This window comes from Pseudonocardia sp. DSM 110487 (assembly GCF_019468565.1).
GTDB lineage: Bacteria > Actinomycetota > Actinomycetes > Mycobacteriales > Pseudonocardiaceae > Pseudonocardia.
In genome coordinates this window covers 1009080-1028372 of the sequence record NZ_CP080521.1, presented here as the reverse complement: position 1 = coordinate 1028372, position 19293 = coordinate 1009080, and the positions used below count along the sequence as shown (strand labels likewise).

Sequence of the window (19293 nt, the reverse complement as noted above, 5' to 3'; positions counted from 1 at the left end):
CTCACACCCCCGTAGTCGGTTACCGCCGCGTACGCTCCGCGGTAGTCAGCCTGTGCGAGGAGGAACGACGATGCCCGAAGCCGTGATCGTCGCGGCGGCCCGGTCCCCGATCGGCCGCGCACACAAGGGATCTCTCACCACGATCCGCCCCGACGACCTGACCGTGCAGATGGTGCGCGCCGCGCTCGCCAAGGTCCCCCAGCTCGACCCGGCCGACATCGACGACCTCATGCTCGGCTGTGGCCTTCCCGGGGGCGAGCAGGGCTTCAACATGGCCCGTGTCGTCGCGGTCATGCTCGGCCACGACACCCTGCCCGGCACCACGATCACCCGCTACTGCTCGTCGAGCCTGCAGACCACGCGCATGGCCATGCACGCCATCAGGGCGGGCGAGGGCGACGTGTTCATCTCGGCGGGAGTCGAGACGGTCTCCCGCCTCGCCAAGGGCAGCTCCGACTCCCACCCCGACACCCACAACCCCGTCTTCTCCGACGCCGAGGACCGCACCCGCCACATCGCCGAGAACGGCGCCGACTCGTGGAACGACCCCCGCGAGGACGAGCACCTGCCCGACATCTACATCGCGATGGGTCAGACCGCGGAGAACCTCGCCCGTCTGAAGGGGGTCAGCCGCGAGGACATGGACCGCTTCGGCGTCCGGTCGCAGAACCTCGCCGAGAAGTCGATCGCGAACGGGTTCTTCGCCCGTGAGATCAGCCCGGTCACGCTGCCCGACGGCACCGTCGTCGAGAAGGACGACGGGCCGCGCGCCGGCGTCACGTTGGAGGCCGTTGCCCAGCTCAAGCCGGTGTTCCGGCCGGACGGGCTCGTCACAGCGGGCAACTGCTGCCCGCTCAACGACGGCGCCGCCGCCCTCGTGATCATGTCCGACACCAAGGCCGCCGAGCTCGGGATCACCCCGCTCGCCCGCGTCGTGTCCACGGGCGTCTCCGCGCTCTCCCCGGAGATCATGGGACTCGGCCCCGTCGAGGCCTCGAAGCAGGCACTCGCGCGCGCCGGCATGACGATCGACGACGTCGACCTCGTCGAGATCAACGAGGCGTTCGCGGCGCAGGTCCTGCCCTCGGCCCGCGACCTCGGCATCGACGAGGAGAAGCTGAACGTCAACGGGGGCGCCATCGCGCTCGGCCACCCGTTCGGCATGACCGGTGCCCGCATCACCACCACCCTGCTCAACGGCCTGCGCACCCACGACAAGACCGTCGGCCTCGAGACGATGTGCGTCGGCGGCGGCCAGGGTATGGCGATGGTCCTCGAACGGTTGAGCTGACGCTCCACGGTCTTGCCCGGGGGGTACGTCGAGAGGATGGTGTGGGGCGCTGGCGGCGCCGCCGGGGCGCTGCCCCGACCACAAGGGGGTGGGTCGTGTACGCACGCTCCACCACGATCCGCGCGCACCCTGAGTCGCTCGAGTCGGGCATCGCGCTCGTCCGCGACGAGATCATGTCTGACGTGCTGGGCATGGAGGGCTGCGTCGGAATGTCCATGCTCGTCGACCGGATGACGGGCCGCTGCATCGTCACCACCGCATGGCAGTCGAAGGAGGCGATGGACGCCACGGGTGACAGGGTCCGGCCGCTGCGCGAGCGCGCGGCGGAAGTGCTCGGCGGACGGCCGCAGGTCGACGAGTGGGAGATCGCGGTCATGCACCGCGACCACACATCGGCCCCGGGTGCCTGTGTCCGGGCCACGTGGGTGCGGATGGCGCCCGACCAGGTGGACCGCGGCATCGACGTCTACAAGATGGGCGTCCTACCCGCCACCCAGGAGTTCGAGGGCTTCTGCAGCGCCAGCCTCATGGTGGACCGCCGCGAGGGGTACGCCGTGTCCTCGGTGACCTTCGACAGCCGTGAGGCGATGGACCGCAGCCGCGCCCAGGGTGAGGAGCTCCGCGAGCGCGGCGCCCGTGAGGCCGGGGTCGAGATCATGGAGGTCGGCGAGTTCGAGCTCGCGCTCGCCCACCTGCGCGTACCCGAGATGGCCTGACCCCTGAAACGACGCGGCGCCCGTCCCCCATGGGGGACGGGCGCCGCTCGTTCAGGCGTGGATCACTCCTGGCGGAGGTAGCTCAGCAGCCGCAGGATCTCGATGTACAGCCAGACCAGGGTGGTCATCAGGCCGAAGGCGATGTACCAGGCGAACTTCGCCGGGGCACCGTCGCGGACGGCGCGGTCGGCCATGTCGAAGTCGAGCAGCAGGCTGAACGCGGCCACCCCGATGCAGATGATGCTGAACAGGTACGCCAGCGGCGATCCGTCGCGCAGCCCGAGGCCGCCGGTGGTGAAGAAGCTGGCGACGAGGTTCACGACCATCAGGATGACGACGCCGAACATGGCGCCCATCAGCCACTTCGTGAACTTCGGCGTGACCCGGACGGCGCCCGTCTTGTAGACGACCAGCATCCCGACGAAGACGCCGGCGGTGCCGACGACCGCCTGGAAGCCGATGCCCTCGAACTGGGTGCCCGACATCTCCAGCGCACCGGTGATGCCCCCGAGCGCCACACCCATGGCGGCCGAGTACGTGAGCACGAGACCGGGGTTGCTGCTCTGCTTGAAGATGACGATCAGCGAGACCACGAGCCCGACGATGAACGCCGGGAGCACGAGCCAGAACATGCCGCTGAACGCGGTGAGGACGCCTGCCGCGAGCGCGACAGCACCGGTGATCGCCGTCTTCGTGACGACGTCGTCCATCGTGAGCGGGCGCTCGCCGACTCCGGCGCGCCCGTACTCGACCTGCGAGCTCTGGGCGTCGGCGTAGGCGGCGGCGCCGCCCATCGCGCCGCCCTGGCGGTCGAACGTGGCGTACCCACCCTGCCCTGTCGGCAGGTTGCGGAACGCCGGGTTGCTACTGGTGCGCACCTGGGTCCTCCTCGGAAGCGTGTCATGCGTCCGTGCAGTTCAACGACGAACTGCCCTGCGACGTTCCCTGTTCGGTAAAGGAGACTTTACTGCGATTCGGTCACGGTGGGTCCAAGGCGATCCCGGCGTTTTCCAGTGCCGCCTCGGTGAGGAGTCGCGCGAACGGGCGCTCGTCTGCGCCCGCCGTGGCGAGCGGGGCGTCGACGTCGACGATCCGGCAACACTCCAGCAGCGTGTGATCGTATGCGGCCTCCGCCGCCATGCGCCGCAGCTGGGTGCGGTGACACCCGCTGCACACCTCGCGGCGCAGTCGGCGCAGGTTGGCGACGACGGACTCGAGCGTGGGCCCCGCCGGAGCCTGCCGTCGCCTGCGGCGTTCGACCCATGCGCTGACGGCAGCGGGGAGCAGCCGCAGCACCGCCCAGAACAGAACGGTGGGCGTGGCCGCGACGAGCAGGTAGAGCAGCAGCCCGAGCAGGACAGGACGGTCGCCCGCCATCGAGGGATCGTAGCCCGCCCCGGCACCCGTTTTCGCCGGTCGTACGGGGGAACAACGTCTTGTGCACGTGCAGCGTCGGGGTGCGGCGCATACGCTCCGGCCCCTGGGGACTTCTGGAGGTTCTATGTGGGCGTTCCTGTCCGCGCGGCTGCGATGGTGGCTCGTCCTCGCGATCGGGGCCCCGCTGCTGGGCTGGCTGCTCGGCCGGATCGGTGACGTGATCGAGTCCCGTCGCGGCCCCACCTCGCTCAGCGGCGTGCTGCAGAAGGGCCGCGGCTGGCTGGGACGCCGCGCCCGCGGCCCGCTGGCCCCGCGCAGGACCGGCGATCCCGCGAGCGTCCGCGACGCCGGCGCGCCCGCCCGCTGACATGTCGGAGCAACCCGTCCACACCTACCGGGCCCTGTGCTCGTGGTCCGGCTCCACCGCGGGTGGCTACCCGGCCTACGACCGGGCGCACCGCGGCAGCGCCCCGCCTGCCGAGCCGGAGCTCGCGCTCTCGTCCGACCCGGCGTTCCTCGGTGATCCGGCCCGGCTCAACCCCGAGCAGCTCGTGGTGCTGGCCGCCGCGTCCTGCCAGCTGCTGTCGTTCCTCGCGGTCGCCGCGCGGGCCCGGCTCGACGTCCGCGACTACCGCGACGACGCCACCGCGCTGATGCCGGAGGCGCTGCGGCCGGTCCGGATCTCCGAGATCGTGCTGCGGCCGCGGATCACGCTCGCCGAGGGCCCGACCGAGGAACGGGTGCGGCATCTCGTCGAGGTGGCCCATCGCGAGTGCTTCATCGCCAACAGCCTCGCCACGCCGGTCCGCGTCGACCCGCTGATCGCCTTCGTCGAGGCGGGATGATGCTGGTGTCCCGAACTAGGTCAGAGGGTGGTGGCCGCCGCGCGGCTCGCCGCGACCAGCTCCGCCCTGAGGATCCCGGCGAGCTGGGCGGGCCGGGACAGGAACGGTGAGTGGGAGGCGGGCATCCGCAGCACCCGACCTGCCCGCTCGGCCATCATCTCCTGCGCGACGACGGGGATCGCGGCATCCCGCTCGCACACGACGTAGGTGCTGGGAACGGTGCGCCACGCCGCACGCGTGAGCGGCTGCTCGAACGCGGCCAGCGACTGGTGCCCGAGGCGGGCGACGGCGCCACGGGCGGTGTGCGGGCGCACGTCGGCGTAGAAGGTCTCGAACGGGCGCAGGGGGTCGACGTAGCCCTCCGCCCGGTGGACGTCCCACCAGCTCGGGGCGCCGCCGCCCACTGCACTCAGCAGGGACTCGCCGACGTCGAGCTGGAACGCGCACAGGTAGACGAGGCCGACGACGTTCGGCACGCCCGCGAGGGCCTCTGTGACCGGCACGCCACCGTAGGAGTGGGCGCACACGACGACCGGGCCGTCCACGACGGCGACCGCGGCTCGCACGGCCCCCGCGTCGGTGTGCATGTCACCGAGTGCCGAGAGGTCGGGGCCGACCGACGGCAACGCGACCGTGCGGACATCGAGGTCGCCCAGTTCCTCGACGATCCGGCGCCACGCCCACGGCCCGTGCCACGCACCGTGCACGAGGACCAACGTCGGCGCCGACCTCATGGCGACCTCCTGGAAAGCGTGCACCGGAGGAAGCAGCCTCGCGGTGCCACACCGGCCGGGCAACATCACTTCCGTTGGACGGAAGGGTGGTTGCCCGGCCCTGAGAGCGACTCTCGTCAGGGCTTGCGCCCGACTGCGCCCGCGATCGTATACGAGACCGTCGGCATCGGCTTCACACGGGGTCCGTCCGGCCACCATTCGGCGCAGAGCACAAGACCCGGTTCGACGAGTTCGAGCCCGGGCAGCATGCTCATGATCTGCTCTCGGGTCCGGAACCAGCCGCTGCCCATCGGGCTGTGGAGGAATACTTCCTCCATCTTGCGCGCGAGCGGGCTGTACTCGTCGGTCTCCGGGTCGAAGAAGTGGCTCAGCGCGACATACGAACCCGACGGCAGCGCGTCGACGTACTCCTGCATGATCTCGGCGTACCGATCACCGCTGTAATGGTGGAGCGTTCCGCACTGGTACAGCGCAATGGGCTCGGTGAAATCGAGGTGCTTACGGACGACCTCGTTCTGCAGCACATCACTCGGTTCGAAGATGTCGGCACCGATGAGATGAGTCTGATCGTTCTCCTCGAGCAGCGCTCGACCGTGCGCGAGTACGACCGGGTCGTTGTCGACGTACACGACCTTGGCCTCGGGATTGATCCGCTGCACGACCTGGTGGGTGTTCTCCGCGGTGGGGAGACCGGAACCGCAGTCGAGGTACTGGCTGACCCCCGTCTGGCTGGCAATGAATCGACTGGCGCGGATCAGGAACTCCCGGTTGTCCCATCCGAGCTGCGTGGCCTCCGGCGCCACCTTTTGGACGCGGCGCAGGACCTCGCGGTCGATCTCGTAGTTGTCCTTGCCATTCAGGAAGGCGTCGTAGACCCGCGCGACACTGGCCTTCGACACGTCGATGTAGTGCGGAACTACCTCTTCCTCGGTACTCGGCACACTCGCCTCACTCGGTAGTCGATCTCGGACCCGGGAGTCTACGGCGGCCAGTCGAGTGTAGGGCAAGGACTGATCCGGTTGAACCTCGGACGTGATCCTCCACTTGCCGTTCTCTGCGTGTACGGTCATCGTCCAGCAGAGTGCCGGCCCTGCTCGATCTGCCATGAGCGAGAACTGGGAGGGCCGAAGGACAACGGGCCGGAAGTCCGCGAGGAGGAGCAGATGGCGGAGGGTGGCCGCTCCGAACCGAGTTCCGTGCTGCCCGCAGAGGCCCGCGGGGTCACCGCACGCCGCATCGTGCTCGGCACCCAGTTGCGCAGGCTGCGCGAGAACTCCGGCATCTCGCGCGCGGACGCCGGCTACACGATCAGGGCCTCCGACTCCAAGGTCTCCCGCCTCGAGCTCGGCCGGGTCGCGTTCAAGGAGCGTGACGTCGCCGACCTGCTCACCATGTACGGCATCAGCGACCCCGATGAGCGCGACCAGTTCCTCGACATGGTCCGCAAGGCCAACGAACCGGGCTGGTGGCGGCGCTTCACCGACGTCATCCCGAGCTGGTTCCAGGAGTTCGTCGGGCTGGAGGAGTCGGCGAGCCGGATCCACACCTACGAGCTGCAGTTCGTGCCCGGCCTGCTGCAGACCGAGGCGTACGTGCGCGCGGTGCTCACCCGTGGCCGCCCCGACTACGCGCCGCCCGACACGGAGAAGCGGATCCACCTGCGCATGCAGCGCCAGTCGCTCATCACCGGCCCCAACCCGCCGAGGTACTGGGCGGTCGTCGACGAATCGGTGCTGCGCAGGCCGATCGGCGGACGCCGGGTGCTGAAGGAGCAGCTCCAGTTCCTGCTCGAGCAGTCGAAGCAGCCGCACATCACGATCCAGATCGTGCCCACGCAGCTCAGCGGCTACGCGGCGGAAGGCCCGTTCCAGCTTCTCCGGTTCGCCGAGCCAGAGCTCCCGGACGTCGTGTACATCGAGCACCTCGGCGGGGCCGTCATGCTCGACGGCGTCGAGGAGATCGAGATCTTCAGCCGCGCACTCGACCGACTCACGGTCGACGCCGAGACGCCCGATCGCTCACGTCAGATGCTGGCGAAGATCATCGCTGAGCTCTGACCACGCCCGGACAAACCGACGCCCGGCGTGGAGTCCACGCCGGGCGGCTGTCTTCGGCAGTGCGGGATGATGTGGTTTCAGCGAGCAGGGCGCTTGCCGAACTCGCCGTGCCATGCGCCCTCGAGGAACGCGGACCACTCGTCGGGAGTGAACACGAGCGCGGGCCCCGCTGGCTGACGCGAGTGGCGCACGGCGACCTCTCCGCCGTCCAGCATTGCGACCTCCACGCAGGCGTGCTGCCCACTGAACGTGCTCTTGTGCCAGCGCGCGCCGTCGAGCTGCTGCGCCGGCACCACGATGCGATCGTTCGCCATCTTGATCACCTTTCGGGGGTCAACTGTGCGGCAGATGCGGGCGACGGTAGCAGTCTGCATCTGCACGTGCATATGGCGTAGGCACCTGCAGTTGGCAGATGCCTGCGGATTTCATCCGAACGGGGGCCCCTGATCAGGGCTTCCACGCTGCGCTCCGTGCTCGCCGGCTTCCCGCAGCGAGTCGATCGATCATCGACCGTGGGCGCGCACGTTGCGAGTGCACCGTGCAGGTGCACGTGCATTCGTGCACGTGCAGGAGCGGGTTGCATTTGCAGCCCGTGACCGGCACACTGCTCTGTGTGTCCGGAGCCTCACGCAGCGAAGCCCGGCACGCCTCAGGGGAACGGGCGGCACGAGTCGCCTGACGAGCGCTCCGGGCTCGTCGCTCCAGGGCCCGCAACCGGCCTGGGGCGATCGGCGGCACGGGTGAGCACGGAGCGTTAACCGGCGAGAGGAGCAGCGGTGTTGCGGGGAACAGCGAGGGGGAGCTCGCGAGCAGCTCGGCCAGGCGGATACGCGGCGCGGCCGGCAGGCCAGTGCGGCCCCCGGCTCGTGTGATGGGGTCGCCTCCTGTGGCCAGGGAGCCGAGCGACCAGATCCACAGCATCGCCGAGGTCCTCGCAGCCACGTTCACGTCATCGGCGGTGCGCCACATCCTTGCCGAGCACAGTCCGGACGCCACTGGACACTGCCGAGGCTGCCGCCTCCCAACCACGGTCGCTCCCGTGTGGCCATGCCGCCTCTGGGAGATCGGCAAGGAGATGGAGCGGCTCCGCGCCGCAGGTGGGCGTCGCTAGCGCGCCCCACCTCGAAGACCCGGCGGCGGGCGTCCCCAGAGGGGTGCGCTCGTCGCCGGCCTGTTTCCGGAGACCGCGCAGTCGCTCGAGGTCGATTCGAACACCGCAAGCGGGCGCGGCGTGTACTCGTCCATGACGCTCTGGATCCTGGTAGGGCTCGTGGCCTGGTGCGGGCTGGCCGTGCTGACCGGGCTGATGACGGGGGCCGTGATCCAGCGCCGCGACCGTCAGCGGACCCCTCGGACGGCCCAAGCGCGCGCAGACAGGGTGATCGACCCGTCCAGCGCAACAGGAAGGCGTTCGCGCAGGAGCTCCAGTAGCGCGGAGCGCCGATCCTCGTCGAGCGCGCTGACGAACCCGGGCGCGGGGCCCTGCCCTCCGAGGAACGGCGTCCAGTAGTCGTCGATATCGCGGAACCGGGTGGGCACCTCGATCGGCTCGACCTCGACGGCGGCGAGGCCCGCGCCGGTCCACAGCGCGTGCAGGGGCTCCGGTCGGCACAGCGGGAAGCGCCGCCGCTCGTCCAGCTCGGCGGTACCGGGATCGAGGGTGGCCGCTGCGTCCCAGAACTGCCTGATCATCTGCATGCCATCGGCGTAGTCCCACAGGTAGGCGCCCACCACACCGCCCGGTGTCGCGACCCTCGCCAACTCGCGGGCAGCGGTCGCCGGCTCGGGGACGAAGTTGAGCACCAGTCCGCTCACGACGGCGTCGAAGCGGCCGTCGGGGAACGGCAGCGCACGAGCATCGCCCGTCGAGAACCGGGCCCGCGGGTCGTCGATCTCCTTGCGAGCGTGCGCGACGAAGCCCTCCGACGGGTCGACGCCGTGCACCTCGGCCGGATCGCCAACGCGCAGGACACCGGACATGAGCGCCCCGGTGCCGCAGCCGACGTCCAGCCACTGACCGCCCGCGGGGACGCCCAGCCACCGCACGAACAGCTCCGCGACCGGCCGGCTCCACCTGCCGACGTATTGCTCGTACGCCTCGCCGACGGCCCAGACCTCGCTCATGCCCCGCCCCTCACGTGATCCGAACATCGCCCGGACCTGGTCAGCACACCTGCGTGAACCGTAGGTCAGTAGCTGAACGTCGTCGCGCCGTCGCCGATCCAGCGCCACATCGGCACGGTGCCGCCGAGCTCGGCCGACTTGATCAGCTGGCTCTCGTCGAGCCCCTTTGCGTTGAAACAGATCGGGCAGACCAGGAACGCGCCCCCGGCGGCCTGGTAGCGCTCGACCAGTTCGGGCAGCGGTGGGCACCCCGCGCACGCGGTGCCGGTGGCGACCCCTGCCGTCGCGAGGCGGACCGCCTCCTTGGTGAGGAACATCAGGGTCGAGCGGCCCTCCTCGGCGGCCCCGACCGCAACCAGGAAGGCCACGGTGACCTGCTCGGCGTCCTCGAGACCGGTGCTCAGGCGATCACTGCCTTGTTCTGCGTCAGCCGTGGGTGAGCAGCCGGGCCACCGCAGCGGCGCGCGCGGAGCGGCCGGACAGGCCGAGCTTGGCGTAGACGCTGGTGAGGTGCCGTTCGTCGGTGCGCACCGATAGGGACAGCTGCAGCGCGACCTGCTGGTTGTCGTTGCCCCGGCCGTCGGCCGGCCGTGCCGGCACTAGCCGACAACAGTGCGCCCGTGCACGACCAGCGCCCAGGTCAGGCTCGCGAAGGCGACGACGCCGGCGATCACGCGCACGAGGTTCCACGCCCGCCACTTGGCCTCGTCGAAAGCCTCCCTGATCGCGGCGAGATCGGCGGGGTTGTCGGGCAGGCCGGCCGCCTTGATCGCGTCGTTGAGTGGCACGTTGACCGCCATCGTGATCACGAAGACGATCAGGTAGAGCACGAGCGCGACGGCGATCCACGGGAACGTGGGGCGGCCGAACTGGGTGAACGTCGCGATGAGCGTGAAGATCAGCGCGCCGACGAAGCCACTGATCATGAACCACGGGTTGATGATCGCCTTGTCGATCGACTGGAACGCGCCGACGAACGTCCGGTCGTCGGTCGTGGCGAGGCCGGGCATGATCGTGTGCCAGAACACGACGAACGCGCCGGTGACCAGGCCCATCGTCAGCGTTGCCAAGATCAGCGACAGCGTGCCTACCGTGTCCATTCGCGGACCTCCGATGGGGGAGCGTGGGTGTCTGAGTTTTTTTGCCGATCACTCTGCCGGTCCCGACACGGCCCGGACCGTGCAGGTCAGGGGCGTGTCGGGTGGGGGACTCACCGGGCGCATCACCCGCCGCGCGGTGACCATGGCAAGGGGTCAGGCCGACCAGGCTCCGGCTTGTGCGGTTGACCTGGCCCAGTCGGTGAAGTCGCGGGGAGCACGGCCGAGGACTTCCTCGACGCCGTGGGAGACGTATTCGGAACGGTGGTTGCGGATCACAGCGAACAGATCGCGCACGGACTCAGCGTCCTCCTGGGTCACGCCGATGGCCGTCAGCTCGGCGACGTGCTCGGCCGGATCGAGGTCGACGTAGCGGATCTCCCGGCCGGTGGCGGTGGTCAACTCGTCGGCGACCTCGGCCATGGTGAGGGTGCGCGGCCCGGACAGCGAGTAGGTCTGGCCGGTGTGCCGCTCGTCGAGCAGGACGGCGGCCATCACCTCGCCGATGTCGTCGGCGTCGATCCACGCCTCGGCGCCGGTGCCGGCGGAGAACCGGATCTCGCCCGCCATCACGTACTCGTGCCCGAAGTCCTCACTGAAGCCCTGCATGAACCAGGCCGGCCGGACGATGGTCCAGTCTGCTCCGCTGCCCTTGACGGCATGCTCCACGTCGAGCTGGCCCTCGTAGACGGCGAACTCGCGGCCGGGGCTGCCGACGCCGCGGCCGGACAGCAGCACCACCCGACGCAGACCGTTCTCGGCAGCGTGCGTGACAAATCTGCAGGCCTGGGCCAGGCCCGTCGGCCCGACCGGCGGCGCCAGGTACGCCGTGTGGATCCCGGAAGCGATCCCCGGCCACGTGCTCTCGTCGTACCAGTCGAACCGTCGCTCGCTCGATCGCGACGCAAGCCGGACCGGTACTCCCTTCGCCTCCAACTGCGCGACGACGCGGCGCCCGGTCTTGCCCTTACCGCCCAGGACGAGAATCGGTGAAGTAGTCATGGGAGTAGTCCACCCCGACCAGCCGAGACAAACCATGGCTGTCTGGCGCATTTCCATGTCTGCGCGTCTCAACTATGCTGCTCGGCGTGGACGTCCTCGACGATCTGCTCGCATCCACCCGGGCCCGGGGCGGGGTGTTCAACCTGACCATCCTGGACCGACCGTGGGGCCTGGACATCCGCGACGAGGCGCAGCTCGCCCTGGCCACCCTCGTTCGCGGCTCCGGCTGGATCGTCCGCGACGGGCTGGACCCTGTCCGGCTGGAGGAGCGCGACGTCGCGGTACTGGCCGGTCCCGAGCCGTACGTCGTGGCCGACGATCCACACACCACGCCGCAGCTACGCATCCACCCCCGCGGTGTCTGCGAACCGTTGCCGGGAGCGCCTGTCGACTACAGCGCCCGGCTCGGCGTCCGGACCCACGGCGCGCGACCAGAGGGTGAGGTGATGGCGGTCAGCGGCACCTATCAGCTGGACAGCGACGTCAGCCGCCGGCTGCTCGCCGCGCTGCCGCCGGTGCTGGTGGTGCCGGCAGGCGACGTCGCCGGGCACGTGATGGACATGGTGCTCGGCGAGATCCAGCGCGACGAGCCCGGCCAGCAGAGCGTGCTCGACCGATGGCTCGATCTCGCCCTGATCGTCACCCTGCGCGCGTGGTTCGCCCGGCCCGAGTCGCACGTGCCCGGTTGGTACCGGGCGCAGAGCGATCCGGTGGCAGGCCTGGCCTTGCGGCTGCTGCACGAGGACCCGGCGTACCGGTGGAGCGTCGCCGAGCTCGCCGACCGGACCGGTGTCTCCCGAGCCAGCCTGGCCCGCCGGTTCACAGCCCTGGTCGGCGAGGCCCCGATGGCGTACCTGACTGGCTGGCGGATCACGCTGGCCGCGGACCTGCTGCGCGAGACGAACGACACCGTGGAATCCATCGCCCGCCGGGTCGGGTACGCCAACGCGTTCGCCCTCTCCGTCGCCTTCAAACGCGTCCGTGGACTCAGCCCAACCGCCCACCGCCGCAGCACGCCCGCCTGAATCGCCACGAGGTCAGCTCGCCGTACCCCCGGTGGGATTCGAACCCACACTGAAACCCTTTTAAGGGGCTTGCCTCTGCCGGTTGGGCCACGGGGGCGCGCGCGCCAAGCCTACGGACCCGGGAAAGCGCTCACGCCGCCGTCGGCACCGTGCCGCGCTCCCATGCCCGCGCGGCGGCCGGGGCGGCCCATCCGTTCGCGAACGCCCGCCGCCGCAGGGGCCCTACGGCCGCGCACAACCGGAAGAACGTGCGCGCGGCCGCCATGGCCCCGGGCCCGGAGGACAGCAGCTGCCGTGCCTGCTCCACCGCGTAGTGCACAGCGGCGGTGCCGTACTCGCGCATCTCGGCCTCGTACTCCGCGACGGCGCCGGGCAGGGCGCGTTCGCCGCGGTCGACCGCCGGGAGCAGGCGGCTGAGCAGGTGCGCGTCGCGCAGCGCGGTGTTGCCACCGAGACCGCCGATCGGCGGCATCACGTGGATCGCGTCGCCGAGGACCGTCACGGGGCCGCTCGTCCAGGTGGGCACCGGCGGCGATGCGCTGAATGTCACGGCGCTGCGGGCCGACGGATCGGCGCTCGCGAGCGCGCGACGAAGCCGCGGGTGCCAGCCCGCCACCAGTACGTCGACGACAGCGCGCAAGGCGTCACTGTCGAGCTCGGTGACGTCGGGAGGGAGCAGCTCAGGGCGGGCGACGAGCGCGCACAGCAGGTAGGGCCGCAGACCGGTGGCCGCAGGCGGCTCGAACACCGAGGTGAACAGGAAGACCGGCGCGCTCGGCTGCACCGCGTTCATGCCCGTGCCCAGCCGGCCCAGCTCGGCCCGCGTCGCGCCGTCGAGCCAGATCTTGTTCGCGATGCCGACCACGGCGGCGTCCACCGGGGCCGCGTGCGGCAGGAGCTGCGCGCGTACCCGCGAGGACGGCCCGTCCGCGCCCACGAGCAGGTCGGCGAGGTCCGTGCTGCCGTCGGAGAACCGCGCCTCGACCTGGCCGTCGGGTTGCAGCTCGTAGCCGACGAACTCGGAGCCGAGCCGGACGACGTCGTCAAGACCACTCGACAGCACGCGGCGCAGCGTGGCCCGGTCGGCCGCGTAGTGGCTCTCGACGGGGTCGGTCGCTCCCGGATACATGATCGACTCCTCGACGACGACCAGCTCGTGGAGCTGCTCGGTGAGGAACCCGAAGTCTCCGCCGGGGCCTGCGGTCGCGAGGAACTCGTGCCAGCCGTCGGTGGGCAGGAGCGCGTGGAGCGCCCTGGCGCCCGTCGGGTTGATGTGGATCCGGTAGCCCTCCCAGCGGCTGCCGACGCCGTGGTCGCGCTCGTGGACCGCGACGTCGACGCCGGCCCGGCGCAGCCCCTGCGCGAGCGCGAGGCCGCCGATGCCACCCCCGATGATCAGTACCCGCATGTCATCCTCTCCCGTCTCCGGTCAGCTGCGCCGCGAGCAGGTCGAGCACCGGTCCCGCGACGTCCGGCAGCAGGCGCACGCCCTTGACCGTGGCGATCACCAGCTCGGCGGAGGTCGCCGGATCGGGTACGAGGTCGGTGAGGATGTCGACGAGTTTGTCCCGCCACCCCGACTCGTGCTCCGCCATCGCGGCGGCGACCGCGTGGTCTCGCCGGGCACGCAGGTCCAGCTCGACCGTGACGGCGAACAGGTCCGGCCGCTCGACGATCATCTGCCCCAGAACGCGCAGGTGCGCCCGCAGCGCGGAGGCGCGGTCCGGCGCGGGCGGGGCCGTCTCCCAGAACTGCCGCGTGGTGTGCGCGGCGACCGCCTCGACGAGGCTCTGCTTCGTGGCGAAGTGGTGGTGCAGCGTGGAGTGATCGATGCCGACGTCCTCGGCCACCTGCCGCAGCCTCAGCCCCTCGAAGCCCGACTCAGCGACCCGCCGGAACGCCGCCGCGACGAGTTGCCCGCGACGCCCCTCACCTTCTCCACCAACCACTTGGTTGAGCCTAGCGCACGCGAGTCGCTGTGTCACTGCACGCGAGTCGCGGTGTCAGTGCACGCGAGTTGGTGACTCAGGCGCCCTTGGCCGCGGTGGAGATCGGCTCAGAAGCCTTCTCGGTGGTCGGCGCGGGCTTGCCCGGCCCCGCGACCCGGGTGAACTCCGCCTTCGGGTCCATGATCTGGCCGAGCGACACGACCTCGCGGCCGAGGAACAACGCGCCGGTCCAGTCGAAGACGATGCGGATGCGCCGGTTCCACGTGGGCATGCGGCTCACGTGGTAGGTGCGGTGCATGAACCAGGCGACCGGGCCGCGCAGCTTGACGCCGTAGATCTCGGCGACACCCTTGTACAGCCCGAGGCTCGCAACCGACCCCGCGTAGCTGTGCTTGTACTGCTTCAGGGGACGGCCACGCAGGTGCGCGACGATGTTGTCGGCGAGCACCTTGGCCTGCCGGACCGCGTGCTGGGCCGACGGGCTGGTGCGGGCGTCGGGGTCGTCCTTCGACAGGTCGGGTACGGACGCGCAGTCGCCCGCGCTGAACACGTCGGGCATCTCGACGACCTGCAGCTCGGCGGTGCACTCGACCCGACCGCGCGCGTCACGGGGAAGATCGGTGTGCTCGAGCATGGGGCTGGGCTTGACGCCCGCGGTCCAGACGATCGTGTCGGTATCGAACTCGGTGTCGTCGGAGAGGACGACGTGCCCGCCCTCCATCGACTGCACGCGGGTGTCGAGGAAGACCTCGATGCCGGCTTCCATCAGTCGCTCGACGGTGTAGAGCCCCATCCGTGGGCCGACCTCGGGCATGATCCGCCCGGCGGCCTCGACGAGCACCCAGCGCATGTCCTCAGGGGCGATGTTCTCGTAGTAGCGGGTGGCGTAGCGGGCCATGTCCTGCAGCTCGGCGAGCGCCTCGATGCCGGCGTAGCCACCGCCGACCACCAGGAACGTGAGCAGCCGCCTGCGCAGTCCGGGATCGATCGTGGTGGCCGCTGCGTCGAGCCGCGACAGGACGTGGTTGCGCAGGTAGATGGCCTCGCCGACGGTCTTGAAGGCGATGCCCCGCTCGGCGAGTCCCGGAACCGGGAGCGTGCGGGCCACCGATCCGGGCGCCACGACGAGCACGTCGTATCCCAGTGTGGTGACCGTGCCGGAGACGAGCTCCGCCGTGACCTCGCGGTCGGCATGGTTGATCGCCGTGACCCGGCCGGTGAGGTGGTGGCACTTCCGCAGCACCTTGCGCAGCGGCACCACCACGTGGCGCGGCTCGATCGAGCCGGCCGCCGCCTCGGGGAGGAACGGCTGGTAGGTCATGTGCGGCTGTGGGTCGATCACCGTGACCTCGGCCTCACCGCGGCGCAGCTTCTTCTGCAGCCGCAGTGCGGTGTACATGCCGACGTAACCGCCACCGACCACGACGATCCGCGTGTTGCGCGCCATGGCATCCATGTTCCCACCGCTCAGGTCACGGACACTTCCCTCCTGAGGGTGAGCCTGGCTACGCCGGCCGCACGACGCAGCACGTCCTCGAGCATCGCGGGCGTCAGTCGTCCGGTGAAGGTGTTCTGCTGGCTCACGTGGTAGCAGCCGAACAGGTGCAGCGGTCCCCGCTCGCCCACCAGCTCGACGTGGGCACCGTGGGCGAATCGCGGCCGCGGCCGGGGCACCACCCAGCCCGCCTCGGCGAGCGCCGGCAGGAGCGCCTGCCAGCCGAACGCGCCGAGCACGACCACCGCCCGTGGCCGTAGCAGCGCCAGCTCGGCGCGCAGCCACGCGCCGCAGCGCTCGCGCTCGTCGGGCGTCGGTTTGTTGTCCGGCGGCGCGCAGTGCACCGGTGCGGTGATCCGGGTGGAGATGAGCTCGAGTCCGTCGCCGGCGTGCACGGCGGTTGGCTGGTTCGCCAGGCCGACGGCGTGCAGCGCGGCGTACAGCACGTCGCCGGAGCGGTCGCCGGTGAACATCCGGCCCGTCCGGTTCGCGCCGTGCGCCGCGGGGGCGAGGCCCACGATCAGCAGCGGCGCGTCGATCGGGCCGAACCCCGGCACCGGCCGGCCCCAGTACTCCTCGTGCCGGAACGCCGCCCGCTTCTCCCTTGCCACCTGCTCGCGCCATCCGACCAGCCGGGGGCAGACACGGCAGTCGACGAGCGCCGCGTCGAGCTCGGCGACGTTCCGGAAGCTCGCCGTCGACGGCTTGGTCCCCACGCCCCACACGCTACGCACGCGCAGCTGAGGTGCACGGAGACCCCGACTCGCGTGCACTCACAGCGCGACTCGCGGTCAGACGATGGAGCGGGCGATGCCGTCGAGGATGTCGTGCTCGCTCACCACGAGCTCGTCGATACCGGCGCGTTCGTGCAGCTCGGCCGCCAGCACGTCGACGATCAGCGCGCCACCGCCGATCACGTCGATGCGCCCGGGGTGGATCCCGCCGTAGCGGCCCCGCTCCGCGCGGGAAAGGCCCAGCAGCTCCGCCGCGATCCGGTGCAGGTCGGCGCGCGGGATCCGGGACATGTGCACGGCGTCGGGGTCGTACGCCGCGAGGTCCTGCGCCACCGCGGACAGGGTGGTGATCGTCCCCGCGACGCCGACCCAGGTGCACACGCCGTCGACGGGTACGGCGTCGAACGCGTCGTCGAGGATGCCGGTGGCGAGCTCACGGGCCTGCGAGACCTCCTCCGCGCTCGGCGGGTCGCCGTGCAGGCACCGCTCGGTGATCCGGACGCTGCCGATGTCGACGGAACGGGCCGCGCGGACCGCTGCCTTGTCGACTTCAAGGGTGCCGACGACGAGTTCGGTTGAGCCGCCGCCGACGTCGACCACGACGAACGGTCCGGCGTCGGGGTCGAGGTCACCCACCGCTCCGGTGAACGAGAGCTGTGCTTCCTCGTCGCCGGAGATGACCTCGGCCTCGATGCCGAGGGTGTCGCGGACCATCCCGAAGAAGTCGTCGCGGTTGCGGGCGTCGCGGGTGGCACTGGTGGCCACCATCCGCACGCGCTCCGCGCCCTTGCGCAGCAGCACGGCGGTGTAGTCGGCGAGTGCGGCGCGGGTGCGTTCGATCGCCTCGGGCACGAGCTCACCAGTGGCGTCGACGCCCTGCCCGAGCCGGACGATCCGGGTCTCGCGATGCACGTCGCGCAGCGCGGGCACGCCGTCTGACCCGGTGGTGACGTCGGTGACCAGCAGGCGGATCGAGTTGGTCCCGCAGTCGATGGCGGCAACTCGTGACATGGGCCCTCCTCGTCGTCCGACTCCGATCACCGTACGCGGAGCAAACCGGCCCGGAGGCGCCAGTCGGCCGCTACCCTCGGCCCGTGGACCCGAAAGGGAAGGAGCAGGAGCGGGGCGCCCCGCGCGGCTCCGCGGCGACGATCCCGGCCCCGGCCAGCCGCAACGGCAGCGGCAGGTCCGAGCACGCCCGTCCGCCCGAGCCACCGCTGCGACCGGGCGACCACCGCACGCACCTGGTCGAGAACCAGCCGCCCCCGCTCGCCGGCGCCGACCTGCTGGCCTGCGACCCCGCGCTGACCGGCGCGGTCGCCAGGGAGGGCGCGGAGGAGGCGCTGCCCGCGCTGCGCCAGCTCGCCGCCCTCGTCACGTCCGCGGAGGCCCGCGAGCACGCCCGCCTCGCCAACACCCACTCGCCGGTGCTGCACACCCACGACCGGTACGGCCACCGCGTCGACGAGGTCGAGTTCCACCCGTCGTGGCACTGGCTCGTGCGCACGTCGGTGGGCTGGGGGTTGCACGGGGCACCATGGGTGGCCGAGCCGGGCACGGGCGCGCACGTCGCGCGCGCCGCGGGGTTCTACCTGATGAGCCAGCTGGAGCCGGGCCACGGCTGCCCGATCTCGATGACGTACGCGGCGGTGCCCGCCCTGCGTCACGACCCCCAGCTCGCCGCGAGGTACGAGGCCGGCCTGCGGTCCACGACGTACGAGTTCGGGCTCGCCGAGCCGTCGACGAAGGCGGGCCTGCTCGCCGGGATGTCGATGACCGAGAAGCAGGGTGGTTCCGACGTCCGCGCCGGCACCACGACGGCCACCGTCACCTCCGACGGCACCTACCGGCTGGTCGGGCACAAGTGGTTCACCTCCGCGCCGATGAACGACCTGTTCCTGACGCTCGCGCAGGCCCCGGCCGGGCTCACCTGCTTCGTGCTCCCCCGAGTGCTTCCCGACGGCACGCGCAACGCGATCCGGCTGCAACGGCTCAAGGACAAGCTCGGCAACCGGTCGAACGCCTCCGCCGAGATCGAGTACACCGGTGCGACCGGATGGCGCCTCGGCGACGAGGGCCGGGGCGTGCAGACGATCATCGAGATGGTGTCGATGACGCGGCTGGACTGCGTGCTCGGCTCGGCCGCGCTCACCCGGGCCGCGCTCACCGAGGCCGCGCACCACGTGGCCCACCGCGGCGCGTTCGGCACCCGGCTCGCCGACGCGCCGCTCATGCAGACGGTGATCGCCGACCTCGCACTGGAGTCCGAGGCCGCCACGGCGCTGGCGATCCGGCTCGCCGGGGCCGTCGACCGCGAGGAGCGCACGCTGCTGCGGCTCGCGCTGCCCGCCGCGAAGTACCTGGTGTGCAAGCGGGCGCCCGCCGTGGTGGCGGAGGCCCTGGAGTGCCTCGGCGGCAACGGTTACGTCGAGGACTCGGGCCTGCCACTGCTCTACCGGGAGGCGCCGCTGAACTCGATCTGGGAGGGCTCGGGCAGCGTCACCGCCCTCGACGTCCTGCGTGCGGTCACGCGCGAGCCCGAGTCGGTCGACGCGGTGTTCGCGGAGATCGAGGCGGCCTCCGGGCGCGACACGTGGTTCGACCGGGGCGTCCGCGAGCTGCGCACGGAGCTGCGCGGGCGCGAGGAGCGGCGGGCGCGCAGGCTCGCCGAGATGCTCGCGCTGTGCCTGCAGGGGTCGCTGCTGCTGCGGCACGCTCCCGACGAGGTGGCACGCGCGTTCGTCGCGAGCCGCTTCCTGCCCGACGGGCCATGGCGTACGTCCGGCACTCTGCCGGCCGAGGCGCAGGCCGACGCGCTGGTCGCCAGGGTCACCCCCTGAGGACCGT

At 71.0% G+C, this 19293-nt stretch carries 22 protein-coding genes and 1 tRNA gene; 7 read left to right on the top strand and 16 right to left on the bottom strand.

Going from position 1 to position 19293, the window contains the following annotated elements; translation table 11 throughout:
- Positions 1-70: 70 nt before the first annotated feature.
- Complete coding sequence (locus K1T35_RS04845; protein ID WP_220258984.1) at positions 71-1291, top strand: acetyl-CoA C-acetyltransferase; 1221 nt, start codon at positions 71-73, stop codon at positions 1289-1291.
- 95 nt (positions 1292-1386) lie between these two features.
- A complete protein-coding gene (locus K1T35_RS04840; protein WP_220258983.1) occupies positions 1387-2007 on the top strand; it encodes an antibiotic biosynthesis monooxygenase in 621 nt (206 codons plus the stop codon).
- A 62-nt stretch (positions 2008-2069) separates the two neighbouring features.
- Here the strand turns inward: K1T35_RS04840 and K1T35_RS04835 are convergent, their stop codons facing one another.
- Together K1T35_RS04835 and K1T35_RS04830 are read right to left on the bottom strand one after the other, a co-directional pair.
- Entirely contained in the window at positions 2070-2885 is an 816-nt protein-coding gene (locus tag K1T35_RS04835) for a Bax inhibitor-1/YccA family protein (protein ID WP_220258982.1), read from the bottom strand.
- A gap of 100 nt (positions 2886-2985) precedes the next feature.
- Positions 2986-3384: a hypothetical protein gene (locus tag K1T35_RS04830; RefSeq protein ID WP_220258981.1), complete on the bottom strand. Its 399-nt coding sequence runs from the start codon at positions 3382-3384 to the stop codon at positions 2986-2988.
- Positions 3385-3508: 124 nt separating this feature from the next.
- On the opposite strand from K1T35_RS04830, the gene K1T35_RS04825 reads away from it, so the two are divergent.
- Together K1T35_RS04825 and K1T35_RS04820 are read left to right on the top strand one after the other, a co-directional pair.
- Complete coding sequence (locus K1T35_RS04825; RefSeq protein ID WP_220258980.1) at positions 3509-3751, top strand: hypothetical protein; 243 nt, start codon at positions 3509-3511, stop codon at positions 3749-3751.
- Position 3752: 1 nt separating this feature from the next.
- On the top strand, positions 3753-4229 hold the full coding sequence (locus K1T35_RS04820; RefSeq protein WP_220258979.1) for an OsmC family protein: 477 nt from the start codon (positions 3753-3755) through the stop codon (positions 4227-4229).
- 20 nt (positions 4230-4249) lie between these two features.
- On the opposite strand, the gene K1T35_RS04815 is transcribed toward K1T35_RS04820, so the two are convergent.
- Positions 4250-4963 (bottom strand): alpha/beta hydrolase, encoded by a 714-nt coding sequence (locus K1T35_RS04815; RefSeq protein WP_220258978.1) that lies wholly within the window; start codon positions 4961-4963, stop codon positions 4250-4252.
- A 116-nt stretch (positions 4964-5079) separates the two neighbouring features.
- Entirely contained in the window at positions 5080-5904 is an 825-nt protein-coding gene (locus tag K1T35_RS04810; protein WP_255621586.1) for an SAM-dependent methyltransferase, read from the bottom strand.
- Positions 5905-6126: 222 nt separating this feature from the next.
- Here K1T35_RS04810 and K1T35_RS04805 point away from each other — a divergent pair, with 222 nt between their 5' ends.
- Positions 6127-7020: a helix-turn-helix transcriptional regulator gene (locus tag K1T35_RS04805; protein WP_220258976.1), complete on the top strand. Its 894-nt coding sequence runs from the start codon at positions 6127-6129 to the stop codon at positions 7018-7020.
- 77 nt (positions 7021-7097) lie between these two features.
- Here K1T35_RS04805 and K1T35_RS04800 read toward each other — a convergent pair whose 3' ends face one another.
- From K1T35_RS04800 to K1T35_RS04775, 6 genes are all read right to left on the bottom strand, one after another.
- Positions 7098-7334 (bottom strand): DUF397 domain-containing protein, encoded by a 237-nt coding sequence (locus K1T35_RS04800; RefSeq protein ID WP_220258975.1) that lies wholly within the window; start codon positions 7332-7334, stop codon positions 7098-7100.
- A 1024-nt stretch (positions 7335-8358) separates the two neighbouring features.
- Complete coding sequence (locus tag K1T35_RS04795; protein WP_220258974.1) at positions 8359-9144, bottom strand: class I SAM-dependent methyltransferase; 786 nt, start codon at positions 9142-9144, stop codon at positions 8359-8361.
- A gap of 65 nt (positions 9145-9209) precedes the next feature.
- Positions 9210-9512, bottom strand: a complete 303-nt coding sequence (locus tag K1T35_RS04790; protein ID WP_255621585.1) for a DsrE family protein — start codon at positions 9510-9512, stop codon at positions 9210-9212.
- A 58-nt stretch (positions 9513-9570) separates the two neighbouring features.
- A complete protein-coding gene (locus tag K1T35_RS04785; RefSeq protein ID WP_220258973.1) occupies positions 9571-9744 on the bottom strand; it encodes a LuxR C-terminal-related transcriptional regulator in 174 nt (57 codons plus the stop codon).
- Positions 9744-10244, bottom strand: coding sequence for a DUF1772 domain-containing protein (locus K1T35_RS04780; protein WP_220258972.1), 501 nt, complete (start codon positions 10242-10244; stop codon positions 9744-9746). The genes K1T35_RS04785 and K1T35_RS04780 overlap by 1 nt, the downstream gene beginning before the upstream one ends.
- A gap of 153 nt (positions 10245-10397) precedes the next feature.
- Positions 10398-11300 carry an NAD(P)H-binding protein gene (locus K1T35_RS04775; protein WP_255621584.1) on the bottom strand — a complete coding sequence of 301 codons (903 nt, stop codon included), beginning with the start codon at positions 11298-11300 and terminating at the stop codon, positions 10398-10400.
- A 29-nt stretch (positions 11301-11329) separates the two neighbouring features.
- Between K1T35_RS04775 and K1T35_RS04770 the strand changes: the two genes are divergently transcribed.
- Positions 11330-12268 (top strand): AraC family transcriptional regulator, encoded by a 939-nt coding sequence (locus K1T35_RS04770; protein ID WP_255621583.1) that lies wholly within the window; start codon positions 11330-11332, stop codon positions 12266-12268.
- Between the two features lie 23 nt (positions 12269-12291).
- Here the strand turns inward: K1T35_RS04770 and K1T35_RS04765 are convergent.
- From K1T35_RS04765 to K1T35_RS04740, 6 genes are all read right to left on the bottom strand, one after another.
- Positions 12292-12365: transfer RNA gene (locus K1T35_RS04765), tRNA-Leu, on the bottom strand.
- Between the two features lie 33 nt (positions 12366-12398).
- Entirely contained in the window at positions 12399-13676 is a 1278-nt protein-coding gene (locus tag K1T35_RS04760) for an NAD(P)/FAD-dependent oxidoreductase (protein WP_220258970.1), read from the bottom strand.
- Position 13677: 1 nt separating this feature from the next.
- Positions 13678-14217: a TetR/AcrR family transcriptional regulator gene (locus K1T35_RS04755; RefSeq protein ID WP_220258969.1), complete on the bottom strand. Its 540-nt coding sequence runs from the start codon at positions 14215-14217 to the stop codon at positions 13678-13680.
- A gap of 76 nt (positions 14218-14293) precedes the next feature.
- Positions 14294-15673 (bottom strand): NAD(P)/FAD-dependent oxidoreductase, encoded by a 1380-nt coding sequence (locus tag K1T35_RS04750; RefSeq protein WP_220258968.1) that lies wholly within the window; start codon positions 15671-15673, stop codon positions 14294-14296.
- 11 nt (positions 15674-15684) lie between these two features.
- Positions 15685-16428 (bottom strand): uracil-DNA glycosylase, encoded by a 744-nt coding sequence (locus K1T35_RS04745; protein ID WP_220258967.1) that lies wholly within the window; start codon positions 16426-16428, stop codon positions 15685-15687.
- Between the two features lie 75 nt (positions 16429-16503).
- Positions 16504-17457 (bottom strand): Ppx/GppA phosphatase family protein, encoded by a 954-nt coding sequence (locus tag K1T35_RS04740; RefSeq protein ID WP_220258966.1) that lies wholly within the window; start codon positions 17455-17457, stop codon positions 16504-16506.
- Positions 17458-17663: 206 nt separating this feature from the next.
- On the opposite strand from K1T35_RS04740, the gene K1T35_RS04735 reads away from it, so the two are divergent.
- On the top strand, positions 17664-19286 hold the full coding sequence (locus K1T35_RS04735) for an acyl-CoA dehydrogenase family protein (RefSeq protein WP_220262386.1): 1623 nt from the start codon (positions 17664-17666) through the stop codon (positions 19284-19286).
- Positions 19287-19293 lie beyond the last annotated feature (7 nt).

What these genes read in the sequence shown, in the direction of transcription:
- K1T35_RS04845 (WP_220258984.1), top strand. Translation starts at nt 71, where the DNA reads ATGCCCGAAGCCGTGATCGTCGCGGCGGCCCGGTCCCCGATCGGCCGC.
- K1T35_RS04830 (WP_220258981.1), bottom strand. Translation starts at nt 3,384, where the DNA reads ATGGCGGGCGACCGTCCTGTCCTGCTCGGGCTGCTGCTCTACCTGCTC.
- K1T35_RS04825 (WP_220258980.1), top strand. Translation starts at nt 3,509, where the DNA reads ATGTGGGCGTTCCTGTCCGCGCGGCTGCGATGGTGGCTCGTCCTCGCG.
- K1T35_RS04820 (WP_220258979.1), top strand. Translation starts at nt 3,753, where the DNA reads ATGTCGGAGCAACCCGTCCACACCTACCGGGCCCTGTGCTCGTGGTCC.
- K1T35_RS04815 (WP_220258978.1), bottom strand. Translation starts at nt 4,963, where the DNA reads ATGAGGTCGGCGCCGACGTTGGTCCTCGTGCACGGTGCGTGGCACGGG.
- K1T35_RS04805 (WP_220258976.1), top strand. Translation starts at nt 6,127, where the DNA reads ATGGCGGAGGGTGGCCGCTCCGAACCGAGTTCCGTGCTGCCCGCAGAG.
- K1T35_RS04800 (WP_220258975.1), bottom strand. Translation starts at nt 7,334, where the DNA reads ATGGCGAACGATCGCATCGTGGTGCCGGCGCAGCAGCTCGACGGCGCG.
- K1T35_RS04795 (WP_220258974.1), bottom strand. Translation starts at nt 9,144, where the DNA reads ATGAGCGAGGTCTGGGCCGTCGGCGAGGCGTACGAGCAATACGTCGGC.
- K1T35_RS04780 (WP_220258972.1), bottom strand. Translation starts at nt 10,244, where the DNA reads ATGGACACGGTAGGCACGCTGTCGCTGATCTTGGCAACGCTGACGATG.
- K1T35_RS04775 (WP_255621584.1), bottom strand. Translation starts at nt 11,300, where the DNA reads ATGGAAATGCGCCAGACAGCCATGGTTTGTCTCGGCTGGTCGGGGTGG.
- K1T35_RS04760 (WP_220258970.1), bottom strand. Translation starts at nt 13,676, where the DNA reads ATGCGGGTACTGATCATCGGGGGTGGCATCGGCGGCCTCGCGCTCGCG.
- K1T35_RS04750 (WP_220258968.1), bottom strand. Translation starts at nt 15,673, where the DNA reads ATGGATGCCATGGCGCGCAACACGCGGATCGTCGTGGTCGGTGGCGGT.
- K1T35_RS04740 (WP_220258966.1), bottom strand. Translation starts at nt 17,457, where the DNA reads ATGTCACGAGTTGCCGCCATCGACTGCGGGACCAACTCGATCCGCCTG.